8 protein-coding genes are annotated in these 14,827 nt (G+C 57.0%); 2 read left to right on the plus strand and 6 right to left on the minus strand.

Annotated features, from left to right (window positions below):
- Positions 1–29 precede the first annotated feature (29 nt).
- The 6 genes from pglZ to ONR57_RS12765 form a co-directional block, all read right to left on the minus strand.
- Positions 30–2,522, minus strand: coding sequence for a BREX-1 system phosphatase PglZ type A (gene pglZ, locus ONR57_RS12740; protein ID WP_265123862.1), 2,493 nt, complete (start codon positions 2,520–2,522; stop codon positions 30–32).
- Complete coding sequence (pglX, locus tag ONR57_RS12745) at positions 2,519–6,007, minus strand: BREX-1 system adenine-specific DNA-methyltransferase PglX (RefSeq protein ID WP_265123863.1); 3,489 nt, start codon at positions 6,005–6,007, stop codon at positions 2,519–2,521. The genes pglZ and pglX overlap by 4 nt, the downstream gene beginning before the upstream one ends.
- Positions 6,007–9,486, minus strand: a complete 3,480-nt coding sequence (gene brxC, locus ONR57_RS12750; RefSeq protein WP_265123865.1) for a BREX system P-loop protein BrxC — start codon at positions 9,484–9,486, stop codon at positions 6,007–6,009. The genes pglX and brxC overlap by 1 nt, the downstream gene beginning before the upstream one ends.
- A gap of 5 nt (positions 9,487–9,491) precedes the next feature.
- The gene (locus ONR57_RS12755; protein WP_265123866.1) at positions 9,492–10,091 is read right to left on the minus strand and encodes a DUF1788 domain-containing protein; all 600 of its coding nucleotides are present in this window, start codon (positions 10,089–10,091) and stop codon (positions 9,492–9,494) included.
- Complete coding sequence (locus ONR57_RS12760) at positions 10,088–10,702, minus strand: DUF1819 family protein (protein WP_265123867.1); 615 nt, start codon at positions 10,700–10,702, stop codon at positions 10,088–10,090. The genes ONR57_RS12755 and ONR57_RS12760 overlap by 4 nt, the downstream gene beginning before the upstream one ends.
- A gap of 85 nt (positions 10,703–10,787) precedes the next feature.
- On the minus strand, positions 10,788–10,988 hold the full coding sequence (locus tag ONR57_RS12765; RefSeq protein WP_265123868.1) for a helix-turn-helix domain-containing protein: 201 nt from the start codon (positions 10,986–10,988) through the stop codon (positions 10,788–10,790).
- 589 nt (positions 10,989–11,577) lie between these two features.
- Here ONR57_RS12765 and ONR57_RS12770 point away from each other — a divergent pair.
- Together ONR57_RS12770 and ONR57_RS12775 are read left to right on the plus strand one after the other, a co-directional pair.
- Positions 11,578–13,431, plus strand: coding sequence for a DUF262 domain-containing protein (locus ONR57_RS12770; RefSeq protein ID WP_265123869.1), 1,854 nt, complete (start codon positions 11,578–11,580; stop codon positions 13,429–13,431).
- Between the two features lie 505 nt (positions 13,432–13,936).
- Positions 13,937–14,572, plus strand: a complete 636-nt coding sequence (locus tag ONR57_RS12775; RefSeq protein WP_265123870.1) for a hypothetical protein — start codon at positions 13,937–13,939, stop codon at positions 14,570–14,572.
- Positions 14,573–14,827 lie beyond the last annotated feature (255 nt).

The following is a 14,827-nucleotide window of genomic DNA, read 5'->3' on the forward strand; positions in this document are numbered from 1 at the left end:
CCCGCAGCTGAACTGGAAATCTCTCCTCCTTAGAAGTCGAAGTCCGAAGCGAAGGAACGCTTAAGCGTGTACATCGCTTTCTGGTAGACGCGCCACTGGTTGGTGTTGGGTATGTGTTCTTCGAGCCGGAATTCGACGGCACGGTTGTTGTAGTCGTTGGCGTCTTGGGTGAGCAGCATCTGAGCGTTTTGGTATCGGTCCCGTTTGTCTGTCGATTCTTGGTCGAACGTCAATTCGACCTGGTTTGAGATCAGCGTCTCACCGACATATAGTCCTGCGCGTACTTTGCGTGGCTGCACCTTTTCGCTCACGGGTTCAGACTGGAAGAGGCGGACGACAACCTGCCCGGTTGTGATCTTGTCGGATTCTGGCCACACTTCGACGTTAACCAATCGGGTGTCGCTCTTGCGCTTCTTGTTGACAGCGAGCACGGGTATGACGACTTCCTGCAGGGTCGCGCCTCCGTGCACGAAGCGCGAACCACCCCCAGCCAGTTTGAGGCGGTGGATCGATTTGGGGATCTGTACCTCAAGATCACCGTCGAGTTTGAGTTGCACCGAATTGAACGTGGTAAAGGCGTAATCGACTTTGAGGCCGTGGCCGAGCACGTAGCGACGGTTAGTGACTTTGATGTCGTCGCCTTGTGGCTGGGTCGAGAGGAAGAATGAGTCGGCGAGGGCGTCGTCTTGGAATAGGAACCCGTGGTCGGCGGTGATGAAGACGTTGGTGGCATTCGCGTTGGCGAGTTTCTTCACGAGGTCGACGATGTCGCGAAGGGTGTCGCTGACTGCCTCGAACACCTGACGTTCGGTGCCTGGCTTGTCACCGGTTGCGTCGATGCGGTTGTGGTAGACGTAGAGGACACGATTTGCCTTATAGATTCCGCGACGCTCGTCCTGAGTGAGCGCTTTGAAATCTTCAGCCTGGATTGCAGCGCCTCCGACAGTTTCAAGTATCTTGCTGCGGAACGCGGTGTTGTTTGTCGGCTGATCGTCAGCGAGTACGGTTTTCGCGTCAGGCGAATGTTTCAGAGTCCGGTGTGGAAGCAGCGCTGCCATGCCAAGCTGGGTGTAGCTCGGTAGGACTCCGAGCATGGCGTCGAGGCTGGCGTCGAATCGGTCCTCCTGCCGAATGCGGGCGCGAAGTTCCTCGGCCACTTCGTATCGGAGGGCATCCGAAACAATGACGACCGCTTTCTTGCCGTCGCGGACGAGGGGGTCGACGTACTCTCGGTAGAACGCCGTTTGCGGGCGAAGCAGGGACGAAGACCATTCGCTGGACTCGTCGACCTTCTTCTGCCACGTTCTACCTAGTTCGTAGACGAAGGCGTTTGTATACAGCTTCTCGACCTTTTCACGCAGCGGACCGAGCGGGCTGGGCCCCTCGTATGTGCGGAGGGCGAATGTGAAGTGCCGGTACAGCTGGTCAACGCGGAACCAGTCACGGCGGTAACGATCCAACGCATCGTCGAACGACGACATCGTGAAATAAATTGCTGCCAGCTCTGAGAGCAACTCGGCTGCACTAGCAATAGCGGTGTAAAGCTGCTTGTACTCGTCTATCCACACGCTGCTTTGGCGAGCGCGAACGACCTCGGATACTTCACGGGACGTGACGGTTTGATCCGTAACAGCTTGCGCCAGGTCATGGATGATCTTCTTTTCTGTCTCTTCGAAGAAATCGACGGAGACGAGGTCGCGGAAGCTCACGTCTTCAATGGCCGAGGCATAGTCGAGGTCACGCGCAGCACGCTTCGCCAAGGTTGTGAGGGCTTCCTGGCTGCGCCGGTCGTTGCGAAGGCTCGCGAGATCGCGCTGGACGTTCTGGAGCCCACCAGGCCGTTCCGATGCGAAGCCCTCGCTCGCCCTGCGAAAGATCCACAACACAAAGTCGTCGATACTCGGTGATGTGGTTTTGTATCCGTAGATCGATGCAACGCCAGTCCAGTAGAAGTCGTCGAGCCCGTGGTCGACCAACGCGTCATACTTGGCAGTTCGGCCTTTAGCGTTCTCCACTAGTAGTGTTCGGGTGATCTCCAGGAGGGTGTGCTCGGCTTGCCCCAACACCACGGCGGTCATTTTCGCCCGGAGCCTCGCGGCATCATCATTCTGGTTCAGGAGAGCTTTCAGGCTCTGGACGCGTTTGGTGGCGTTGAAGAATTTCTCGTGTGCCTGGACGACCTCTTCGATACCTTCGGCAGCAAGTCCGAGATCCTGGGAGACAAGGGATGCGCGGTCCGCAGTGAAGACTCCATACGCCAGCTCGAGGTCGAGAAGCCAGTTCCCAACGCCGGAAGGAACAATACCGGACCGGTACACGAGGAACTTGCTTGTGGGCTCGTCATGCAGAAGCCGATTTTTAATGGCGTACTCGTCGTTTGAGACGCGGATAATCTCCACACCCGGCAGGTCAAGACTGTCCAGGTCCGCGGCGTATTGCCCTTCCGGGTCGTGCCAGAACACAACCCGGAAGGTGTCGAACCGCCGCTCGAGATGCGGCCGGACTGTGGCGACTTGGCTCATTCCGCAGCCTCCAGACCTGGAATCTTCTTCAAAGCTGCACCGAACTTCGGGTAATTCGCTTTCACACCGTCGTCCAGGTCGATCTCGATCTGCTGGGACGCCAGCGGATACAGAACATCGTGCTCATACTCATCCAGTTCGAGCAGAACCTTGCGGAGCCGGTCTGCTTCCTTCTGGGCTGCCGCCTGCTGACGTGCCGTCCCACCGCCCGCAGCAAGACGTTCCTGATGCTCCAGGCTCGATCCAAGTTTGGCTTTGAACTCGCGCAAGTAGTCGTTGAGCACCGTCGACACCGTTGACGACGTATACCGGTGCATATAGATGAGCGCATTAAACGAGCCCTTAGGGCTTGAGAACAACCAGTAGATCGGGCGCTTCTTATAGCGCTTAACGTGATCCTTGTAGAACGACTTGACGAAGTAGTCGCGGAGGTTCTTCACTCCCAACGACTCGGTCACGAATCGAAGGTTTTCCTCGAAGTGCTGCTCACCAAACGCAACACGCAGGAACTCCCGGAACCGCGAGACAATGTCATCTTCAAACCAGTCACCATCGACGATCGGAATTACATTGTTTGCGTCTGGCATAAACCTCGGCGACGGAACCTTCGCCATGTAGTCCTGGATTGTCGCACCCTGGTCGGCCAGTACGAGGCCCGGTTTGTTGAGGCTGTAGCGGCCAAACATGCAACCAACGAAGTACGACAGCATGTCCTCCACCGCTGTGCGCACAAAGTCACTTCCGTCCGCACGTGCCGCGTCCAGAGTGATGTCATTTGTCACGACGCTGATGTCCTGCACGTCAAGAAGGCCATAAGCCTCCAGAGCCCCCTTGTTGAGGGTCTGCTCCAAATCACGCATGCGGGACACTAATGCCTGACACGAGAATATATGCTGCGCCAAGCGATCGCTTATCTTTCCTTCGGCGGCCGACTGAACAAGAGGCGAGCGCACAAACCCCCACGCCGTCTCACGCTGATCCCAATCATTCCGAGCGAGACTGACGCACTCCTCTGCCCAGTCAGCGAACTCTGCAGGGAGCGCATCCAGGAACGGGATGCTCATGACGTGCCCGAGGTTGAAGTCCAGCGTCGGAGCTAGCATCCGCATGAAGCGCACCGCAACGGCGCTATTGAGCAGCCCCTGGAGCAGGCGGAGCTCATTCGCTTTAATAGCAAATCCCATTGGGCCCTTCGTGTCGAACATGAATCCGTTGGGTACATCGCGTACTGCGAACCCGTTACCTGAGATTCCCGACCACGTAAATCCCTCACGGAATGCGAACTCGCCGTTGAAGTTGTGAGCCCGCACCCGTCCGGTTGTGGAATCGACGTTCGATTTGACTTCCGATCCGTCGTTGTACCAGTTCACCACGAACTCATAGTTGCCCGCCCATCGCCGATACTCCCCCCCTTTAACGTACGGGAACCATCGACGAGTCGAAGGTTTGGCCGAACTAGCCTCAAAGTCGATTGACGACAGCGACACCTCGTGCCACCGACGCAGGAACGAATTGTTGTCGCCGGTGATGAGACCAACACGAGTCTCGATATGGTCGCCAACGGATTCAGCGGTCTCGAACAACTCAAAGTCGCGATCCGTAGCCCAGTATACGATCGCCTTGCCCGGTATCCGAGTGAGATGGACGAGATCAATTAGGTAGTAATCCTCGGCACCCCCCGCGGCAATCTCCTTTAGCCGCTGAGCCTTTACTGCTTCCGATCGACCCTCAACGAGGCGCATGAAAGCTCCGCGGACTCCCGGAGCAGCAGCTTGTCTCGCAATTACGAATGCAGTCGTTCCAACGACTTCGCCACCAATGCTGTCGAATGCACGCGCTCCGAGATGTGCCATTGAGACCAAGCGTTGATTGCCGACAATCTCGGCTCTGAGCCGCTCAAAGTAGCGGAGTGACATCCAACCCTGCATTGTTACCATCGCCACGAGTCCGCGCGACTTAGCCAGGAGGAGAGCGCGCTCGATGAACATAGCGTAAAGGTCAGTTTTGGTAAGAGGGTAAGCCGTCTTGGCCCACTCGGAAAGGCTGCCGCACAACTTTCCCAGTCCGGCGTATGGTGGATTCGCGACGACGACCGCGTACAGCGGGGACAGGTAATGAGTCTGCTCGACGACCCGGTTAGCCCACGAGATCGCGTCGGCCTTCAGCATGTCTCCACCATCGTCGAGTGTGTCCAAGTGGGTCGCCAGTCTGACCGTTAAGCCAGGTTCCGGCTGGATAAGCGCACCCCGAGTATCAGCCTCAGCGAACTGGTTCCAGAATGCGATCTCTTCGTCCCGGTCACCGTCAGCAGTCAGCAGGTAATCGAGCTCCTGCGGTGTGAAACGGATCGGAACTAGAACACAGATATTAGGCTCAACCTGCTTGCCGAAGAACGTCCGCTGCTTCGCTCGCGCCTTCATCGTCAACGCAAACGCCGCAAGAGCCCCTGCCCGAGGATCAATCTCGGTGCCATACAGATTATTGGCGAGGATCAGCCCAGGAATCTCTGAAGGGGCGTAGCCCTCCTCCTCATATATCGCATACAAAAGGTCGAAGGCATAGGTCAGCATGTGGCCGGACCCGCAAGCCGGATCGATGATCTTCAGTTCCTCTGGCGTGTTGATCTTGAGGAAATCGGTCTCCTCGTCTACCGGGGCGATGTAATACTCCATCTGGTCAACCAGCCGGGACAACGGACGGTTGAGCATCCACAACCGGCCCAGTGAGTTCTCCACCAAATAGCGGACAATCCAGTGCGGCGTGAATAGCTGTGTCGCAGCGGGAATTTCCGCAGCCCCGGCCTTCTTGTTCTTCTTGAACCCGGCGAAGACCTCGTCTTTACGCTCCGAAATGTAGAACTGGTACAGCCAGCCAATAACCTCAACGTCCTTGCAGACATCCTCAGTTAGGACCTTGACGGCCCGGTTGAGCACAGAGTCATCAGCCAGGAGGTTAGAAGGGATCAGTAACTCGGTGAAGTCGCCCTCACGCTCGAACATGAACGGCATGGTCCGGTTCCAGTGGCGACAATACGCCGTTAGCAAGAGTGCGTAAGCCTCCCCCTGCGGATCATCACTGCGACGAGTCCCATTCAGAAGCCCCGTCACAGCCTCGCGTATCCGCGGAGTCACTACATCGGCATCAATAACACCGCGTTTCGCCTCAGCAAGAACCTCCGGCTGACCACCCTCCACCCCAGCGTGAGGCGAAACCACACCGATGCCCGTGTAGCCGTTGGCATCCATGAAACGCAAAGCGATAATCCGGTTGAACCACGTATACGCAACTCGGTCCGCTACCGCCGCACGGCCTTTGCCACCACCCCCTGCTGCGGTGACTGCTTTCTCCAGATCGGCAACGATTTTCGGCTGCTCAACCCGCTCAGCGGAAGCCGGCGCTAGCACCGCGGCAACACGCGCAGTCACATCACGAATCAGCGCAGAACGCGCCCACGTAGCAAACGATTTCAGTGGTGCGGTTTCCATCAGAGTGAGATTCGCTTTCCATCGTTCAAGGTCTGAATGAGTACAGCGCGGAGCGCATCTAGATATTTGTCGACGTCATCCTCGGTTTCGAGTACACCACTGGCTCCCGCCACGGTGACGGTCTTCACCGAGACAGTTTGCTTCACCGGAGCCGTACCCTGACCGCTGTCTTCCTGGCCCGCTGCGAGCTGATCGAGCAGTGACGGATAAACGTTGGCCTCAAAGTCGTTCCCGATCTGCAAGATCATTGCAATCTGGTTTTCAGCTACAAGCCTTGCGAGCGTCCTATCGATCGTCTGGCTCACGCTGCGTTGTGCTGCGGACGTGGCCTTCGCGTAGTAGGCGCTGGCGACAAGTTCTGCCTTGCGGACTTCGATCGACTCGGTGGCGGTCGCTCGGTGATCGGCTACCACACTGTCCAGCTGGCCGCGGAGTTCGCCAGTGGCCTGCTTCAGTTGTGCCATCCTGTTGCCCCGGAAGGCATTTCGGTCGGTAAGTGCTGTTCTGACAGCGTCGTCACTGCCGTCGGGCAGATAGCCAAGGTTGCTGCTGTGGGAGGTCAGGAGTGCTGCCGCCTCGTCGTAGATTGTTCGCTGGTTACCGTTGAGGAATGACTGGATCGGATCGATCAGATCCTCTTTAGCGTCGATAAGTTCGTCGGCGAGGCTGAAGTCATTGAGGTACCACTCATCGGACTTGCCCACCACCTGCTCTAGCAGCCCGATAGGGCCTGCGAGTTGCTCAACGAACGGGTACTTCGATCCTGTGATGGTGGCCTTCAGCTCGTCAAGTTTGCCCTTGAGTTTGTCTGCACCATGTCGACCCAGTTCGAGTGGGTCCTTCGGCGCGTCGGACTCATCGAAGAACTCGATACAGAATTTGCGGAAGCCACTTACCTTCTTCTGATCGAATGTTTTCTGCGGAGCAACCACCGCGTGGGAGTGCTTCTGCGTATTGCGCAGCGCCGTCGCTATCTCGCTGCGCTTGAGAGTATTGCCGTCCACGGTGAGCGTTACCTTAGACGCCCCGATCAAGAACGCGATGATCACTTCAATCGAGGCAAGATCCCAGCCGTAGGGCTTGGCCTGGAATGTTTCGACGATCGTTTTGACGGTGACCTGCTCACCGAGTCCCTGCTTACGGAGAATGAATGACAGCACCTCATCGCCGGGCGCAGCGAACTTTGACGACGATTCTGGGTCGAAAAGTCCGCTCTCTGGGTTGGCGGCGTCAGCAACCTGTTTTTCGCTGTAGGTAACCCCTCCCAACAACTTGAGCTGGGTGTATGTCCGGCTGACGAGCTGCTGGAACCCATCAGTCACCCGCGTGAGCGCATCGTGTGAACTCGACGTCACGTCCGACGCGTTGATGATGAGCAGTGCGTTGCCCACAGCGCGGCTCAGGCGCGCAGTTAGTTCCTTCTCGCGGTCGACGTTCTGAAGGGCCTTCGAACCAAGGATCTGGTCCTCGATCGCTGACAACGATGTGGTGCGCTTCCGTTTGGTGTACTTTTCAGTTTTTATCAGAAGGCGCAGGTCTGCGAGGACGCGCTCGTCCGGTTCGAGGATGACACGGAGTTCGTCCTTTCCCGCGCTGTGCATACGTACCTCATCGAGCGTGTGCGGGTATTCCGGGGTGATGAAGTGGATGGCGAGCTCGTGCTGTTTACCGTGGACTTGATCGTCGAGTTTGAAACCGAATGGGAAATCCTGTCCATTCGTGGTGTAGCGAATCTTGTTGGTCTTGATGACCTCGCTAGAGAGGATCTTGAAGAGTCGGCTGCTGATCTCAGCGGCGTCAATGTCGACGTTCTTGATCTCTTCTTCGATGACCTGCTCTTCATTAGTTAGGTATTCGTAGACATTGCCGTTGCGCTGAACGTAGGTCTGCATCTCCAGCAGAGTCAGCGCCTCCTTGACTTCGCTCGACAGTGCAGGCAGGTCCAGTCCAAAGCGGTCGTAAACGAGGACGGTGAGGTTGCGTGGTGTGGCCTGGAAGCCTTCCACGTACTTGACGAGAAACAGCGCTTTGAGCAGACGGATCGCGAGCGGGTTATCTAGGTTGCGCTCAGCGACGTCGATGGAACGCTGAGCGGCGGACTTCAGCGCAGCCCGGATTCCGGCGAACATGTGGTCAAATGTCGCCAGGCGGCCGAGTTCCACGTTGCCAATGTCCTTGGCGACTTGCTGAACGACGCCAAGCATCGACCTTTCACCAACTGAGCTGTTACGGCCCTCGAAAACGTTGTGGTCGGAGATCCCTTCGATCGCTGCCTGGAATAGTGGGAACTGGTAGCTTACGAACGGGTATGTGCCCACAAAGTGATCTTCGCCGGTGTAATTGCGATAGGACTTCGCACCGTCCACGAAATCGAACAATGTTTTAAAGTTCGCGGATTGTTCTTCATAGATCTCACGGAGAGCAGCCGCACCAGCCTCATTCTTGTCTAGCAGGCGCTTTCGGATAACCTCCTCGACGTCGGCGCTCGTCAGCTTCACGCGAGTCTTGAAGCGGGCCTGAATCTTGGAGAAGTCGCTGCCCTGCTGCTTTGTGCGGTCTCCAACAACCTTGTCCATGTCTTCTTGCGAGGTCACAAACACCCATGCGCGGCCCTTACACTTCGTGTTGAGGCTCTCAGCGATCGTCTGGAGATTGAGCATGAGATGGGTGTTCGAACCGATAAACTGGCCGACCTCGTCGACGAAAAAGTTGAGTCGGAAACCCTTGGGCTGCTTATCAAGCCAGCCTTTCACTTCGTCAGCGAAGTCTTCGATTGAAACTGAATACGTCGACTGGTAGGTCGACAATATGTCCGGAGAACCGTCTGCGTTGATACCCGAAGCCTCGGCGTACGCCTTGTTGACTTGTTCGCGAACAGACGGGAGACCGAAACTAGCTCGCCGCGCCTCCCAAGCACGCCCTGAAATCGCCTTGAACGATTCCTTGAAAGCGCCGTACAGTCCCTCTTCGTCCAGCTGGCTCTCGAACCGGGCGATGTGTCCTTGGTCGCCGTAATAGCCGCGGCTCTCGTTGAAGACCTTGACGAACACCTTCAGCAGGGCGTCAGTCTGGTCTTTGGTGATCAATGAAGCTTTCTGGTCAATGTTGAACAGCAGACTCTTAGCGTGAATACGCTCCGACTTCGTCAATAAAGCGGGAAGGAACGCACCAGACGCCTTGGAGCGGAAGCTCTCTGTGACCTGAGCTCGGTCGAAATCCTGACCTTCGACGTCACCAAGTAGGTGGGCGAGCATCTTCAGTAAATGCGACTTACCGGAGCCGAAGAACCCCGAGATCCAGACGCCGTTAGCGTTGGTGTAATTCGTGTAGGTCTCCAGCAGCAGCTCCAGCCCTTTAGCCGCCTCGTTTGTAAGGACGTATTCCTCGACCTCAGTGCCCAGATGCGCTGAGTCGTCCGCTTTGATGACGCCCTCGATCGGACGTTGGACGTCTTTGTTAAAAATTTCATTCAACAGCATCTGAGTCACGCTTCCTGTTCCAAGATGTTCTTGGCTCGGTAGTACTGGTCGTCCTTAAGCCGCCCGAAAAGAACGAGCGACGAGCCGAGAGTGTCGGACTGCTCGTAGCGGCCTGGAAAAAACATGAGCATCGGCTTGCCAGTCACAACGCTCTGAAGGTTATTGAGCACGTTGTGCGAACGGATATAGGGGAATACCTCACCGATTCCGGTGAGAAAAAGGACATCGAAATCCCCGTCTTCGATCTTCGAATAGATCGCTGGCCCAACATGCACCTCAGGGTTAAGCATCGACTGCAGCATCTCAGTGAACTCGGTTTTATCAATGCTGGGCTCAACCTCGATCACCTCATCCCAGTCACCCTGGCGCTTAAGAATCTCCACGGAAAGGTCATAAAGGTTGATCTCGCGGACGCTGACGCCCTTCTGGCTGAGTTTGTTCTTGATCCGCTTCTTCGCCTGCGCGACGGCCAGAGCATCCTCGGGCGCAAACGGGTAGATGAAAAAAGGGACCTCGTTGCTAAGACCCTCCATCTGAAGGAACCTCTTACTGCTGAGCACAGCAAAGACGTGCTCCTCGTCCTTAGTTAAGTCAGCACGGTTCATTGCACAGCACCCCCAGTTGGGAAGAAACGAATATCGCTCGGCGTGCGAGCCGATAAGAGTTCGAAGACGCGGGCTGACAGCACTGCCGGAAGGATGCGTCCCTCTCTGGACAACAGCCCTGCCTCGATAAGCATGCGAAACACGTTCGACCGGAGCTTGCGCAACGTGGACTCCTTCAGGTTCGCGACCTCCTCGTGCCAGAGCTGCTTAGCCCGAACAAAGGCGTCAAAGTCGTTGTGGCCGAGCATCTCCCCCATCAAAAGGAAGCGCTCACGAACCACCTCCTCGGCAAACTCACCGATGAACACATAACGCCGACAGGCAGCTGCCCACAACAAATGCCCACGCTCAGACACCGTAGAGTCGACCAACAACTCAAGCTCATCACCGCTTAGCACTGAGAGACGCTGAACAACCTCACGCGCTAGACGCTTTCCCGAAGCAACAGTGCGGGATTGAAGCAGATTGTCTTGATCGATCAGTTCACGAACCTTGGCCCAGTCGTGCTCGCGAAGGTAAATCGGCGCCGCGACGAGGGCTTCACGCAGCAGGATGGCACCGCTGGTGAACGACAACGCGTAGCGAACCGTGCCTGAAGTGTCCGCCATCATGTGCGCCTCCTTCCATCGATGAGCAAAGTTGATCAGAATAGCACCGCGGTCAGACAGTTTCGGATTGCCAGCCCCGGTGTGGGGATCAGTCGGATCTGTCGGCCTCGCTCGACCCCGCGGCCCCGCCGTTCCGAACCCACTGGTCAATCTCACTCGCCTGGAACTTCCAGAGGCGCCCAATCTTGTGGGCAGGCATCGCCTTGCCGGCGATCCACGAATAGACCGTGTCCTTCGTGACACCCAAGTGGGCGGCGATATCGTCAGCTGAGAGCCAAGGCTCGGACATGCGACGCAGACCTTCCGGTTCGAGAAGACCCAATCTTTCTGGGTATTACCGAGCCTAGACGAGGATTTGCCGATTTGTACGCGTTCAGCCCTGGTGTACTCGAATTGATGTACTACTGCTTCGCGCGTCTCATGCCTTGTTGCAAAACTTTCACAAATGGAGAATCTGGATAGCGCCCGGCGGATGCAGGAGGCAGCTGATTCCAGTAGACGCGAGCGTTGTGGTCGACCTCTGGTTGGCTGGAGCGGCAACGACCGCTCGCTCCCCGCTTTCCCTCTCCGAAGGAATTGCACCTCGGGACCCTCAACAAAAGCCCATCGCTATCGCTCAGGATCACGCGCATTGGAATTGGTCCGGGTTCAATTCCTGCCTTCGCAGACGGCCTCCGTCAACGATGTTTTTGACGGATCTTTACCCGGAATCACCGCCCATCGATCAGCCGATCGGCCATGCGCCAACGCCTACGTTGGATAACGTAGGCGTACGGGAGCGCTTCCGCACACCATCGCCATGCTTGCCTTCACGTTCGCGGCCGGGATTGCGTGCGAGGCGCCCGACTGCGCCTCGACCGCAAACCATGGGAGGAATCGTGGGTTTCCAGGCCCCGCTGCATCAGCTGAGCGATTATCTGGCATGGACGACGAGCGGACGCATCCAGCTCCCGGATTTCCAGCGCGGATACAAGTGGGAGGATGAGCGGATCCGACAGCTGCTTATCACCATTCTGCGTGGCCATCCGCTCGGTGTGGTGATGCTGTTGCAGACAGGCAATGATCAGATCCGCTTCAAGCCCCGCCCAATCGAAGGTGTTACCCTCCCACCCGGTTCCACACCCGATTACCTTCTGCTTGATGGGCAGCAGCGCCTCACGTCGCTGACACAAGCCCTTACCGGTGACGGCGTTGTTGCTACGGAGGACAGCCGCGGCAAGAAGATGGACCGCACCTACTACATCCACATCGACACCGCGCTCGCAGGTGAGGACCGTATCGACGACGCTGTCATCTCGGTACGCTCCGACCGAACACTCCGCTCCAATTTCGATAAGGTCATCGACCTGGATCTCAGGACGGACGACAAGGAGCGTTCATCAGGTTATTTTCCCGTAAGGCTTCTCTTCACGGACGAGGGCTTCTCGTGGCTGATGCAGCTCGAAAACCGCGAACAGTCCATCGCATTTCAGTCCCAGATCCTGCAGACCGCGCGAACTTATAAGATCCCGGCTATCCAGTTGGACACCTCAACCAGCAAGGCAGCCGTTGCCACGGTCTTCGAGAAGGTGAACACGGGCGGGTTGCCCCTGAATGTGTTCGAGTTGCTTACTGCAACCTTCGCCGGGGATCGCGAGTATTACGACACTTACGGGTCAGACTTCCGGCTCAACGATGACTGGCGCGAAACGCAGCAGAAGCTCGCCCCATACTCTGTCCTGTCTGCAGTGGAGAACACTGATTTCCTTCAAGCCGTCACTATGCTCACTACGCTGCGGCGCAACCGGGATGATCATTCAGGCCGACCGCCGGCAGTTTCCGCGAAACGCGAGGACGTTCTCAAGCTCGAACTGAATGACTACCTCACCTATCGCGATCCCCTCCGCGAAGCCTTCATCTGGGCATCCACGTTCCTGGCTGATCAGTACATCTTCGACACCAAGTTCCTTCCGTACCCCAAACAGCTTGTTCCGCTGGCTGCGATCAAAGTGGTACTCGGCAAGGACGCCGATCTGATCAGTGTTCGGGACCGGCTCGCGCAGTGGTTCTGGTGCGGCATTCTGGGCGAGCTGTACGGTAGCGCGATCGAGTCACGTTTTGTTCGCGACCTTGAACAGGTTCCGGCATGGGCACTTGGAAAGACTGGCTCGATTCCCAAAACGGTGCAGGACGCAAGTTTCGTGGAGTCCCGTCTGCATTCGCTGCGTACACGCAACGCCGCCGCGTACAAGGGCGTGTACGCGCTACTACTCGCTCACGGAGCGCGGGACTGGATGAACGACCAGGCATTCAACAAGGTTCAGTACGTTGATCTATCGGTCGATATTCACCACATTTTTCCGCAACGCTGGTGCAACACCAACAATATCGATGACGAGCGACGAGAAAGCATCGTCAACAAGACCCCGTTATCCGCCGTGACCAACCGGACTATTGGGGGCGTCGCGCCCTCGTCCTATCTCAAAGTGATCGAACGTAAGGCGCAAATCAGCCCTGACCGTCTCAACACGCTGCTCGCAACCCATCTGGCCGACGCTGGCGCCATGCGCGAGGACAACTTTGACCATTTCTTCATCCTTCGCCGTAACGCGCTTGTCGGAGTCATCGAGAAGGCCCTCGGCAAATCGGTTCAGCGTGACGTCGATTCAGGAACTCTCAGTGAATCGCTGAATCAGTTCGATCCGGAGAACACAGCAGTAGCCGCTGATCAGGACGACTGGGAGGAACGCTAGCATGCAGACCGCACCTGGCGTCACTTCCTGTACCGCACTTTCAGCACAACCCAGCCGTGTGTCGTCACTGGAAACTTTGAAAGCGCACGTAGGCAATCGTATTTCGGCAACCTGGTATCAATGTTCCCCCGCCGACTCCCGAATCAGAGGTCGACTCGGCTCGTCCACTGTCGTGACCGACGACCCCGCCTTACCACCGAAGCCGACAACAGGCTCCCTGCCCCCTGCAGCCAGGCTCGGCGCCAATCATCAACTGTATCGGCGGCGGCCGGAAACTGGACCGGAATTGATTCGGTGGGTTCCGGCCCAAAAAAGGACCATCCTTTGCGCAACGTCCGCATCACATTCGGTATGTATCAACGGGCCCAGTACTGAGGGCAGCGGTACCCGACCGCATGTGTGAATCTCAACGACGCTTATGGGCACTCTGCGTACGCAGAACTGGACGATGGTCAGCAGAGCCGCACCTTCGCTGGGTGCGCAGACGAGGAAGTGGGTGAAGATAATGGCCGACCTGCATCTCATTTACACCACACACGGGAAAGACGGCGATTGGTCGCTTACTTCTCCCCAATGCCCAGGTTATCTGGTCCGGCGGGACACGATCGATCAGCTGCTGAGCGACACGCCCCGGATTGTTGACACGTGGGGAGTTCCTCCGCATCGCCACGTTTGGCACCATGAGCAGCATGGCTACGTGGACCCAGAGGGCAGCGGATACCTGATCCGATTCGTTGCCGACCCCGGTTATTCGAACGAGGAGCGCCATGACACGGCTGGACGACTGAAGGCCTCGATTGAGACTGGATTCGATTCGGCATTTAAGTTGCATCAACCTTTGTTAGCGTCCGGCGAGCGGTTGTTAATTGCGGTTCATAGTGCGGACACCATCGGCTGGTGCTTGGATCAGCTCGCGACGGGTAACGGGGCAATGCTCTCCGAACACCGTGGAGAGGGCGCGATGTACAACCTTCCCATCCTCGAGGACGGCGACTTCGGAGAGAGTCGCTGGAGCATCGAGACGCTAGGCCTAACCCGCGTGAACTCCTTCGCAGAGCTCTTTGACCGCGTCATGGCGCAGGAAGCTGCTGAACTTGACTACTCGCCGGGTGGCAGAGGCCGTGTTCGAATGAGGCTGTGACGTCGTGGGTCTTGTGTCTAGAAGTACCGTGATCCGGCTCCACCAGTAACAGCACTGGCTTGGCATATGCGAAAAGTAGCGAAATCGGACGGACCACTCCGTTAAGACAAGGAAATACGTTCCCATCTACCCGCCCGCACACGACACCTGGACGCGTACACCCGATACCGAAATGAAACGAGCGTTCCCGCCGATACTGCACATAGCAGTGCAAAACTAGTTGCTTGCGTGAGTGGATCATTTAGTCGGATCGAT

Source organism: Hoyosella sp. YIM 151337 (assembly GCF_026041215.1).
Classification (GTDB): Bacteria; Actinomycetota; Actinomycetes; order Mycobacteriales; family Mycobacteriaceae; genus Hoyosella.